This window comes from Candidatus Palauibacter australiensis (assembly GCA_026705295.1).
GTDB classification, from domain to species: domain Bacteria; phylum Gemmatimonadota; class Gemmatimonadetes; order Palauibacterales; family Palauibacteraceae; genus Palauibacter; species Palauibacter australiensis.
Map to the genome: position 1 here is coordinate 34,001 of JAPPBA010000111.1, position 11,839 is coordinate 45,839.

Below are 11,839 nucleotides of genomic sequence, written 5' to 3' on the forward strand. Positions count from 1 at the left end.
GTTGACACTAGTCGAATTCGAATACGACGCCCAGATCGAAGCCGAGCGCCATGGCATGGTCGGTACTCGACGGGGTGTCGGCCGACATGCGCCGCCAGGACAGGCCCGGCCCGATGCGTGCCCGGCCGAGGCGAAGGCGGAGTCCTGCGCCCGCCTCCAGACCGGGGCCCGCCCGCGGGCTCTCGCCTTCGGTCCCGACGCGCGTCGTGCCGTAGAGGACGCCGACCCGGCCCCACAGCCAGCCTCGCGACAGCTCCACGCCGAGGGCGGCGTGGTTGCCGGTGACCGTCGGCTCTCTCCCGCGGCAGAACCCCTCCCTGCAGCCGAAGGCGGTACGGACATACCCCGCGGAGACGGCGACCCGTGGGCGCAGCCGTCGCGCAATCCGGATTTCGTACGAGAGGGCAGGAGCCCATTCGAGAGCCGCCGCAGTGGACGTGTGATTCCCCACGGCGAGGCCGCTCCGCACCTCCACGGAGGTCTGCGCGGCGGCGCGCCCGACGATCGGCGTGCCTGCGGCCATCATCAGCGCCAGGACGAAGGCGGCGCGGCGCCGCGGGCCGTTCATTGCCGCGGCCGCGGGGTCCCCTCGCGCGGGACTCCGTCGCTGACCATGAGGTCCAACCCCTCCGCCCACGGAGGCACCTTCCCGGGGTCGCGCAGGATGCCGCGCAGACGGCGCGTGCCCGGGTCCAGAGCCAGGGCTGTCGCGCGCCCCCCGGAGCGTCGGATCGCGACGGCGCCATCCGGACCGGAGAGTTCGACCCGATTCAGTCCACCGGGACCGCCCCAGCGGCTCTCCCAGGGAATCGCGAAGGCGAACTGTCCACCGCCGTACTCCAGTTCGTCCGGCGTGAAGGAGAAGGAAAACAGGGACCGGCCCGCCGCGTCGAGCCCTTCCAGGCGATATGGACCCTCGCCGGTCGGTGTCGTCGCGGGCGCGTCGATGACGAAGGCGGGCTCGAGCAGGAGGTCCCCGGCGCCGGCATTCCCCCAGAGGAGCAGCGTCGGTTCGGGCTCGACGCTCCGCAGGATCAGCGATTCGTGCTCCCGCCGGAACTCCATGGCCTTGACGAAGTGATAGTCGCTGATCCAACTCGGGTCGCAGTACGTCATCAGGTCCCAATACTCGGCCGGATCGACCATTCGCGTGTCCCCGCGCCGCGTCTCGTACCCGAAGACGCCGATGGAGCCGTCCTCGTACGGGAAGTCCGGATCGGGGTTCAGGGCCAGGCCGCACGGTGCATGCCGCAGCCCCATGTTGTGCCCGAGTTCGTGGGCGAAGGTGTCGAGATCGAGTATGCCCACGCCGATCGGCCGCCCGATATAGCCCAGTCCCTTGAACGGGGCATCCGGAGGCGCTGCGAGGGCGGCATAGTAATAGTCCCGCCGTCGTTCCGTGAGCCGGAGCACGCTGATCTCGCGCAAGAGCTCCAGCCAGCCTTCCGCCGTCTTCAGGTCCGCTGTCGTGTGGTACGGCTCGTGTAGCGTGAGTTCCAGTTCGCCGATCGGGAGTATGGAACGGACGAACGCGATCCCGGCGCTCGTCTCCGTCATCCCGTTGACCCAGGCCAGGGCGGTCTCCGCATCCGCGGAGTGCAACACCGGTACCACCGTCAGATGCATTGGCGGAACGGTCAGCACATCCAGCCTCATGCGTCCTTCGGCCGGCACGCGCCGGTCGCTTCCCTGGGCCGCCGGCACGAGGCCGTCCGGATCCAGCTCCACGACCAGTTCGACCCCGGGCCTCAGGACCTCACCCGGAACGACCCCGTTGAAGGATCGGTCGAGTTTCCCCTCGTCGGGCTCCACAGGGATCCGGTCGGCCGCGGGATCCAGGCGCATCGCGTGGATCGCGGCACCGTCTTCATAGAAGGTCGCGAGCGGACGGGGACGATAGAAGCTCGTCTTGTCACCTGTGACGAACACTCGCAGGAGCGCTGAACGGCCCGCAATCAGAGGGATGTCCCCTCCCAGCGTCTGCACCGCCTGCGTCAGATGCACGGCGGCCGCTTCGATCGTGACGCTCCGGGGGTTCACCCTCACCCAGGCGCCGGCCTGCAGGCTCGCCACCTCCGCGGCAACCCGCGTTTCGTACCCCCCCTCGAGGCCGATGACCTCCCCGTCCGCGCTGACTGAGGCGATGGACGGATCGGACACGGACCAGCGCGGCGGCGCCCAGGCGGGAATGCTGCTGAAGGCCGCACCACTCTCGTCCAGTACCCGAAACCGATACCGGACAGTTTCGCCCTCGAGGACGATGGCATCGGCCGGGAGAAGCTCGAGCGCTCCCGGAACCCGCTCGGGTTGCGATGCAAGGTCGCTGCAGCCGGCCGCCGCGAGGGTTGCGAATAGAAGTCGCCTGTTCACGCTGCCCACCTTGTTCGCCCGCCGCACCATGGGCAAGCCGGCCGCCGGGTCGTCCGTGGCGGTCACGACGCCGAAGCGCGCGTTTGACGCAATCCTGCGGCGATGAACGTCCATTGCAGCATCATCTGGTCGCGCACCGGCATCGGGACCAGTCCGCTCTTCCTCGCGTCGGCGGAGATCGCGTCTGGCGCGGCCCCCGCGGACAGCTCGTGTCTCCAACCGTCGAGCCGTCTCTTCCAGCGTTCGGCGACCGGGTCCGGCGGGCCCGGCCTGTCTCCCACGCCGGGGAGGATGAAGAGCGGCATCTCCGACACGAGCGTGAGCGTGTCGTGGCCGAAGGAGCGCACCGCTTCCATCGAACTCGGCCAGAAGCGCGACGCCGTCGCGGAGTCGCCCAGGGCTTCAAAGTGGGCGGCCATGCGTTTCGAGTCGGGCCGCGAGGCGAACCCCCGTTCGAAGCGGAAGAAACCCTTCTCCCCGTGACGCTCGACATCGTGCAGCGCGTAACCGAGCGCCCGTGCGCGTCGACGACAGGAGGCCTTGAGCGCTTCGCACCGGTTTTCCCAGGCGCGATCGATGAGGAAAAAGGGACCCGCGGCGAACCCCATGCCGTGCAGGGAGGCGTGCAGCGCGAACGGTCGATCGCAGGTGCGCCACCAGTCGTAGGCCGCGCGGTTCTCTGGCCGCGCGCCTGGATCGGCGTCGTCGCGGGGGAAGCCGAATTCGATGTCGTCGCCGGGCAGTTCCCGCACCTTGCCCGCCAGGTATCGCCCGAGATCGTAGGCGTCCGCGTCGGGATCCTGCCACGGGGCGTTGCGGCGCTCGCCGTCCGGATTGATGTGCGGGATGATCCACCACTGATGGCGGGTGAGCATCGGATCCTCCGCGTCGAGTCCCGCCAGGTAGCCGGCGAGACGACGCAGAAGGCGCGGCCCCACCGGTTCGTCGGCGTGGCAACCGCCGAGCAGGCTCACGGCCTCGGGCCCGCGCCCGAAGCGGAAACCCCGGACGGGCCGTCCCTCGCGAGACGTCCCGAGCACGCACCCGGAAGCCGTGGCAACGTCCCGGGCGGACATGATCCGGTTGAACCGTCCCGTCAGCGGGATCTCGATCACACTCTCCTTCGGTCGGCTGACTCCGTTCCTATTCCCGGTTGCGCCGGGGTTGGGCGGCACCCTCCGTCACCCTACATTGGGTTCCCCTTCCGCGTCACCTCGCGGCGGGAGTACGCCGGAACCCGGAGTCCGATCGAAGATGATGGATATCCTGACCCCGATCGTCGTTCTGGGGCTGATGCTGGCCGCACTGGCGGGTTTTCTCGTCGGCTGGTGGATCCGTGGCCGACAGATCGCCGGAAGAGAGCTGACGCTCAAGCGTCGGTTCGACAACCGTCTGTCCGCCATCGAAGAGGACGCACGGCGGGTGCTGGAGCGTGCGCGGCTCGAATCCGAGGCCGCACGACGGAAGATCGAGGCCGAGCGGGACAGCCTCTACACCCGCCTCTCGAAACTCGATCCCGAGGGGGGCGGGATGGTGGCCCCGGCCCGGCGCGCCGGCTTCCCGCGGACGCGAACGGGTCGCAGGCGCAACGCACGTCCCCTGCCGGCGGAAAGTGTGGGCGCGCGGGCATCTCGCGAGGGCGACGATCTGACGCGCATCAAGGGGATCGGCCCCACCTTCGAGGCGCGACTGAACGAGATGGGCTACCGAACGTACCTCGATCTCGCCCGGTGGACCTCCGACGACCTCGACACTCTCGGAAGGGGGCTCGGCGCGCGGATCCGGCTCAAGGAGTGGTCCGACCGGGCCGCCGAACTCCATCGCCGGAAGTACGGCGCCTAACTGCGACACTACCTCCGTCACTACAACGCCAGCACGATCCCTCGGGTCGGTTCCCCGCTGGCCCGCTCGATGGCTTCGACGTAGCAGGCGACCTGCGCCTCGTATTCGGTGCGCGCAGCGGCGGGACGCCGGTCCGTCTTGTAGTCGACCACCGTCCACCGGGGGCCGGATCCGGTAAGCTCGCGGAAGGCGAGGTCCGCGACCCCCTCCACGATGCCCGCGCCCCCCTCCCGGTTCTGCTCTCCGTCCGGCCCGACGGTTTCACCCGCGTAGAAGACGGGGACCTCGCGACGGACCGCGCCGGGTCCCGAGGCCAGGGCGGCCCGCGCCCGGTCGAGCACTTCGTGCTCCAGCACGCGCGCCGCCAGAGCCGCCGCCGCGACGATTTCGGGCTCGGGACTTCCCAGCGCGCGACCGAGCGTTCCGGCCAGCCCTTCGACCGCGCCGGTATCCGTGTCGAGGGGCACCGTGGCGAGTATGCGGTGGACGAGGTCGCCGAACCGCTCGCCACCCGGACGCCCCGCCCCGTCCGACCGCTCGGCTTCCGGCCGCGGCACCTCGATCCACGCGACTCGCGGGTCGGAGCGGGGCGGGTCGCCGGCTTCGGACGCTTCGGCGGCGCGGCGCGCGATCGCCCGGGCCGTTGTCACAGACATCGTCCGACGTCCCCCGGCCTTCAACCTCGCGGCGCGGGACGCCTGCCACTCCCGGTGCGCGCCGCGCCCCGCCTCGACATCCAGACTGGGTTGCTCTTCCCTCTCGACCTCAAGCAATCGGCGCTGGCGATCGCCGGCGCGTGGATCCGCGTCGAGATCGAGCGCGGCGGGATCCCACCACACGACGTCCGTGCCCGCTGCGGCGATATGCAGCCCCGGCGCGACCGAGTCGCCGGGAGCGGGGCGCTGGCCGCCCTTCCTGTCCGGACGATCCAGGACGGACTCATCGCGGAAAGCCGGAGCGCCCAGACCCTCGGCGGAGGACGGTCGACGCCGAGCGCCGCGTGGCGGATATATCGCGGGATTCAGCGACTCGAGCCACCATTCGCCGTCTTCCCCGGAGAAGCCCCCGAGGCCGTCTCGACCGTCGCCCAGGGCGGGCACCACGAGCAGATCGCGCGCCCGCGTGGCCGCGACGTACGCGAGTCGGTCCGCCTCGGCCATCTCCCGGCGCCGCTCGACCTCGGCGTTGTCCAGGATGTCGCGCGGCGTGGCGCCGCAGAGGCGCTGGGCCCAGAGGCGTCGCGGGGCGTCCATGTGGTGCGACGGCGGCTCGTGCGCCGCGGGGCAGGTCATGTCCGCCAGGATGACGACCGGGAATTCGAGGCCCTTGGCCTTGTGTACCGTCATCATCCGCACGCCCTCCGTCCCCTCCTCCACGATGGGCGCCTCCTCGGACTGCCCGCGTTCGGCCTCGTCGTCGAGGCGGTCGAGAAACGCCCGGAAGGAGGGGCTACCGCGGCGCTCGAACGCGCGCGCCCGGTCGACGAGCCGGAGGACGTTGGCCAGCGCCTGTTCGCCCGTCGGCCAGATCGCGATGCCCGCGTGGGCGCGCGCGGCCGAGAGCAGGCGCCGGACCGTCTCCGGGATGGGACGCCGGTTCCGATGCCGGTGGAGGTCGCCGAGGAGCCCGAGCACCGTCGCCACGTCCCGCAGTTCGGGCTTCAGCGCCGTCCCGTCCTCCTTTCGTTCGTTCCCGCCGATTTCGCCATCCGGCCCCCACCCGGCGAGCGGATGCAGCGGACCCACGTCGACGCGGAACTCGAACAGGGAGCGGTCGCCGAGCGAGAAGAGCGGACCGCGGAGGGCGGCGTAGACTGCCAGCCGGTCGTCAGGCCACTCGATGGCCGTCAGCGCATTCCGGACGGCAAGCACCTCCTCGCGATCGTGGTACGAGCGGCCACCGACCAGCACATGAGGAACGGCGCGGGCCTCGAGTGCACGTACATAGGGGCGCGTCACATCCTCTCCCCACTTCTGAAAGCGACGGAAGAGGAGGCAGATGTGGCGGGCTTCGACCGGGACCGGAGCCTCCGGACGCTCCCGCTCCGTCACGACCCATCCCGACTCGCGGACCAGCCAGCGCACCATCTCTCCGACCGCCACGGGGAGGGATTCCTCGATCTCGATTCCCCGGATCTTTCCGAAGCGTCCGTACGGCTTCGGGACCGGCAGGGCGATGACGGCGGGCTGGCTCCCGGTATCGGCGCGGAAGGGCGCGAGCGGCACGTACGCCGCCTGGCTGCCGTCCTCGCTCGCCTTCATGCGTGCCTCGAACGCCCCGTTCACGGCGGCCTGCAGCCGCGGCTGCGACCGGAAGCTCGTGGACAGGTGCAGCACCCGGGCACCCGCGTCCTCCAGGCGGCGCTTGGTCTTCTCGTACAGCATCACGTCCGCCCGGCGGAAGCGGTAGATCGACTGCTTCGGGTCGCCGACGACGAAGAGCTTGCCGCTCGCAGGCACGATGCGCTCCGGCCGCGTCTCCTCCGGGTCCTCGCCGCACAGGAGGAGCAGGATCTCGACCTGCAGCGGATCGGTGTCCTGGAATTCGTCGACGAAAAAACGCGTGAAGCGTTGGCGGTAGTGCGCCCGGATCTCCGCCCTGTCGCGCAGAAGATCGCGCGCCCGGAGCAGGAGGTCCACGAAATCGAGGCAACCATCGCGCCGTTTGGCCCTCTCGTACCGCTCCGTCACGGGCCAGAGTTCGTCCCGGAGATGGGCCGCCAGATCCGCGTCCGCCGTCTGCAGGATCCCCTCGACCTCCGCCCGGACCTCGTCCCGGCGTGCGACGACATCGGCCTTCGCGAGTCCGCCGCCGAAATCCCGCGAGCGGAAGCCTCGCCAGAACCAGCCGCGCCAGCGCGCGCCCACGAAGGACCGCAACCAGGCTTCCAGGTAGTCATGATCGCGCCCGCGCGTCTCCTCCCGCCGTTCGATCTCCCGCACGCCGCGTTCGATGTTGCGCAGGTTCTGCGTCAGATAGTCCTCCGGGCGGGAGGCCAGCGGGGCGAAGTCGGCGAGTTCCCGCAGCAGGTCGAGCGCACGGTCGAGTTCGGCCTCCCGGTCCCACTCGGGTCTGGACCACGGCGCATCGAAGTCGCGCTGGTCCACGAGACTGCCGGCCGCCGCCCGCAGCGCCGCGCGCGGACCGCCCGAATTCCGCCGATCGCGGCGGCGCAACGCCCTCCTCACGCCGGGACCGGGGTCCGCCAGCGCGCCCTCGAACCAGCCCTCGAAGGCGCCATCGAGGAGACGTCCGGCTTCGTCATCCGGCGCGACCCGGAACGCCGGATCGACGCCGGCCTCGATCGGCCGCTCGCGCAGCAGATCGGCGCAGAAGCCGTGGATCGTGCCGATGTGGGCGAGTTCCAGGTGGCCGAGCGCACGCGAGAGACGCGCACGGGCGCCCCCGTCTTCCTCTGCCATCCGGGCCTCCTCGATGGCCGCCCGCAGCCGGAGCTTCATTTCGCCGGCTGCCTTTTCGGTGAAGGTGACGGCGACGATGTCCTCCAGCGTGCCGAGACCGCGTCTCAGCACCTCGACGATCCGGTCCGTGAGCGCCGTCGTCTTCCCCGTCCCCGCCGCCGCCTCGACGAATAGCGTGTCGTCGAGATCCTGCCGGATCGCGTCGCGGGCCTCCTGGTCGGCGAGTCTGCCGGGCCGGGTCACGGGTACTCCCTCAGGCGCCGCAGATCGACCGGCGGAGGCTTGCGCCGGGTACGGCGTTCCTCGTCGGGCCCGCAGACCTGCCGGTAGTCGCACCAGCGGCAGGCGTCCTCCCGCGGAAGCGCCGGGAAACTCCCGGCCTCGAAGGCCCCGCTCACGATCTCGCTCAGGAGCCCGGCCGCCTGGAGCGCCCGGTCGTCGAGCGGCACGACGTGGTCCCGGAACTCGCCATCCGCCGTGCAGTAGTAGAGCCGGCCCGATTCCACCTGCTGTGCCGGGAACAGCGTCTGCGCGGCGAGCGCATAGAGGACCGGCTGCAAGAGTTCACCTCCCTGAATCGTCGCTCCCGCCTTTGCCCGATGCCGGCCCGTCTTGTGGTCTGTGACCCGCATGACGCCGGCCGGCGTCCGTTCGATGAGGTCGATGGCGCCACGGAGCTTCAGTCCGACGGCCAGGTCGACGGGCTCCGCCACGGAGTGCGCGTCGCGGTTGGGATCCCGGGGGAGCCCGAAGGAAAGTTCGAAGCGCCACGGCTCGAAGGGTGACCGGCTGTCGCTCTCGCGCTGCAGCCACTCCCGCAGGTCCTGTCGGATCGTTTCGATGCCGTCGTCCCAGACCCGGTCGATCGCCGGCACGAGGCGGTCGCGGAAGTCCCCCGCCACCTTGTCGAGCACCTCCTCGAGGAGTTCGGATACCCGCGCGTCGTTCTCCGGCCCGACGGGGAGGAGGGGCCGCTCCTGCGTGCTTTCGGCCTGGAGGCGGGTCAGGAGTTCGAACTGGACCTGGTGCACGAGGGAACCGCGCTGCAGCGGGTCGAGCGCCTCGATCCCGACCGGGGTCTCGCGCGGCCGCAGGCCCTGAATCGCCTGGAGATAGAAACGGTACGGGCATGCCGCGAAGTGCTGCAGCGCCGTCGCCGAGTAGGGACGCGCGCCGGGCGACTGCTCCGCCAGCGCTTCCGCGGCCCGCTCCGAGAGCTGAACGAGTCCGTCCGCCCACGTCCAGCGCGGTACCTCCCAGCGATAGGCGCGGAAGCGGAGGGCACGTGCGAGATGGGGGTTCGAGTGGAGGAGATGACCGGCGGCCTTCACCGCGCGTTCTCCACGGAGATCGTGCCTGTCGAGTTCGTCGAGCACCGCGAGGTCGTACTCGGCTTCGTCGATCGCGTGGGCGCGGGACTTCGGCGCCGGCCACCCGATCCGCGCATCGGAGACTTCCTCCGCCCGCCGCTTGAGTTCCTCAAACCCGGGCAGCCGGCCCTCCGCGGCGCGAATCGCCTCGAGCGCGTAGAAGGAGGGGACCCGGGGCCGGGTCTTCATGGCGTCGATGCGCGGGTAGGAGAGGACGACCTGCTTCCGCGCCGCTCCGACCGCGAGTCTGAAGGCGAGCCGCTCCTGCCGCACGCGGTCGCGGTTCGTCCGGAGACGGTCTGGGGCCAGCCGCTGGCGCATCTCGTCGAGCAGGATCGGGTCTTCCCCGATCTTGGGAGGAAACAGGCGCTCGGCCATGCCGGGGACGAACACGACATCGAAGGCGAGCCCCCGTGACGCATCGATGGGCCCGACGAACACGCGGCCGTAGCGGCTCGCGGGCGGACTTTCGGGGACCTCCAGGAGCCGGGGCGCGAGCACGCGCAGAACCTCGTCCAGCTCGACCGGACCCAGAGGCCCCATCGGCGTGAGGTCGGACAGGGCGGCGAGCACGTTGCCGGGCCGCCGAAGCGAACGGACGGCGAGAGCGTTCAGCGCCGCCAGCCAGCGCTCCCAGCGAGCCTCGGCGGGCAGCTCGGACAGCTCCGACAGCAAGGGCAGCGCATATGCCCGGAGGGAGGCAAGGTTGGCGCGCCTCCCATCGATCCGCGCGAGACGCGGGTCTTCGCCGTTCTCCGCCTCCAGCGCGGCGCGCTTGAACTCGAGTTCGGCGGCGAGACCATCGAGTCGCCGCTCCCAGCGCTCCAGGCCGCCGACGACGGCCGCTTCGACGAGCAGTTGCTCCCAGCGTCGCGGCACCCGTTGCGGGTCCTCTCCCTCGTCCGGCACCTCGCCGATCGAGACGTACTCCGAGAAGCGAAGCGCCGAGTAGTCTTCGGTCCGGCAACGGAGGAGGGCCAGAAAGGCGCGGCCCGCCGGATCCGGGCGCCGGACACCGCGCGCGAACCAGGGGCGGATTCCGGCACGATTGAGAGCTTCCTCCAGGTATGGCCGATAGTCTTCGGGCTGCCGGAGGAGGATCGCACAGCGGTCGAAGGGCGTTCCGGCCTCGGCGAGGGAGGTGAGCCGCCGGGCAATCTCCACCGCTTCACGCCCCTCTCCGGGAGCGGAGAACACGGTCACGGCATCGTCCGCGGCGGATACGGACGGCGCCGGGCCGAAGAGGTGCGCGTGAAGCCGTTCGATCGCCCCCGCGGCGGCCCCATCGATCCGGGACGGATCGGAGGGGCGCGCACCCGCTTCTTCCAGCGCCCGCAGTGTGCGGTCATCCCCCTCGGGCACGGTCGCGAGCAAGTCGCAGCCTCGCTCGATGAGCGCCGCGACGAACCGCCCCTCCAGTTCCGTCCGGATCCGGGCGTCCAGCATCAGGAGCCGGTCGTCCACGATGCCCTGCCGGGCGCCCGGGTCGCGGAGTGCAGACCGCGCGGCCTTGAATACGCCGGCTCGATCCACCAGCCCCGCCGTCCTCCATTGCGCCTCGACCGCTTCGTAGAAGGCGGCGAGATCCGCATCGACGGTAGCGACCACGGACGGAGTGACGCCCGCCATGCGAAGGGCGTCCACGGCTCCTCCCACGGCGCGAAGGAAGCCGGGCGTGTCCGACACCGCCGCCAAGCGGCCGAGTTTCCGCCGATCGAGCCCCGCCAGCGCTCGCGCCGCGATGGCATCGCGCGCCACCGCATCTCCGATTGCCCTTCCGTCGGCAGCGAGCCGCGAGAGCGCGACGTCGCGGGCCAGGAGGGGTATCGTGGTGCGGCGCCAGCCCATCGCGGCCCCCGCCGTGAGCGTCCCGCGCAGGAGCAGTTCGTGCGGCCCGGACAGCGTCTCGCCGACGACCGTCACGCCTTCCGCGGAGGGTTGCGCTCCGAGCCATTTCCGGGCGGCGTCAACGCGCACGGCGGCGGTTGGGGAGACGATGAAGCGGGCGGAAGGAGCGGGCATGGCCACAACCTAGCGCCGCGAACGCAACGCGCTATCAACGCCCCGTGAACGGCGCAGTGCTTGACGCCGCCGAGGGCCGCGGACGATCCTCAGAAATGACGCTCGTGTACCGCTGCATCTCCGCGTAGCCGCCCGTGGCCGCCATCGACCGCCGTGACTTCATGCGCGGCGCCGCGCTGACCGGCGCCGGGCTCGCTCTCGGCTGCGGCAGGCAGGACCGGGCGTCGGGGATCGGTGACGCGGCCGACCAGGTATCGGATCGCGCGTTGCTCATCGACGGGGCCAGCGTCTTCGATGTCCGGGCCGCCGCCATGCGCCCGGAGACGAGCGTCCTCGTCCGGGCCGGCCGCATCGAAGCCGTCGCCCCGGCGACCGAACTGAACGCCGATTCCGACGCGGCCGCGGGCGCGGCGCGCATCGACGGCGCGGGCCTCTTCGTCCTCCCCGGTCTCATCGACGCGCACGTTCACATCACCCACATCCTCTACCAGTCGCACATGACCGGCGACGAAGTCCTGCCCTTCTACCTTGGGCACGGGGTGACCTCGATCCGGAGCACGGGAGACAACGTCCCGGCCCAGCGCCTCATCGAGCGCTACGCGGACGACCACCCGGAGATCTCTCCCAACGTCTTCCGGTGCAGCTTTCTCATCGACGGCAACCCACCCTGGCATCCGGACGTCGGCTGGTACCTGGCGACGCCCGCCGACGTGGACCCCTTCGTGGCGGACATGGTGGCGTGGGGTGTGAAGACGCTCAAGCTCTATGTCGGCGTAGGGCGCGAGGTGGGGCGCCGCGTGATCGAGGTCGGCC

At 70.8% G+C, this 11,839-nt stretch carries 7 protein-coding genes; 2 read left to right on the forward strand and 5 right to left on the reverse strand.

Annotated elements, in window-relative coordinates; all coding sequences use genetic code 11:
- Positions 1-7 precede the first annotated feature (7 nt).
- From OXN85_08680 to OXN85_08690, 3 genes are read right to left on the reverse strand one after another with little or no spacing between them, the layout of a single operon-like run.
- A complete protein-coding gene (locus tag OXN85_08680; protein MCY3600033.1) occupies positions 8-568 on the reverse strand; it encodes a hypothetical protein in 561 nt (186 codons plus the stop codon).
- Positions 565-2,484, reverse strand: a complete 1,920-nt coding sequence (locus tag OXN85_08685; GenBank protein MCY3600034.1) for a M66 family metalloprotease — start codon at positions 2,482-2,484, stop codon at positions 565-567. Before OXN85_08685 ends, OXN85_08680 begins: the two co-directional genes overlap by 4 nt.
- A complete protein-coding gene (locus OXN85_08690; protein ID MCY3600035.1) occupies positions 2,433-3,485 on the reverse strand; it encodes a M14 family zinc carboxypeptidase in 1,053 nt (350 codons plus the stop codon). Before OXN85_08690 ends, OXN85_08685 begins: the two co-directional genes overlap by 52 nt.
- Positions 3,486-3,624: 139 nt before the next feature.
- Between OXN85_08690 and OXN85_08695 the strand changes: the two genes are divergently transcribed.
- The gene (locus OXN85_08695; GenBank protein MCY3600036.1) at positions 3,625-4,212 is read left to right on the forward strand and encodes a hypothetical protein; all 588 of its coding nucleotides are present in this window, start codon (positions 3,625-3,627) and stop codon (positions 4,210-4,212) included.
- Between the two features lie 20 nt (positions 4,213-4,232).
- On the opposite strand, the gene OXN85_08700 is transcribed toward OXN85_08695, so the two are convergent.
- The gene (locus OXN85_08700) at positions 4,233-7,877 is read right to left on the reverse strand and encodes a UvrD-helicase domain-containing protein (protein ID MCY3600037.1); all 3,645 of its coding nucleotides are present in this window, start codon (positions 7,875-7,877) and stop codon (positions 4,233-4,235) included.
- Positions 7,874-11,026: a PD-(D/E)XK nuclease family protein gene (locus OXN85_08705; protein ID MCY3600038.1), complete on the reverse strand. Its 3,153-nt coding sequence runs from the start codon at positions 11,024-11,026 to the stop codon at positions 7,874-7,876. Before OXN85_08705 ends, OXN85_08700 begins: the two co-directional genes overlap by 4 nt.
- A gap of 134 nt (positions 11,027-11,160) precedes the next feature.
- On the opposite strand from OXN85_08705, the gene OXN85_08710 reads away from it, so the two are divergent.
- Positions 11,161-11,839: amidohydrolase family protein (locus OXN85_08710; GenBank protein ID MCY3600039.1), on the forward strand; the 679-nt coding region annotated here is incomplete at its 3' end.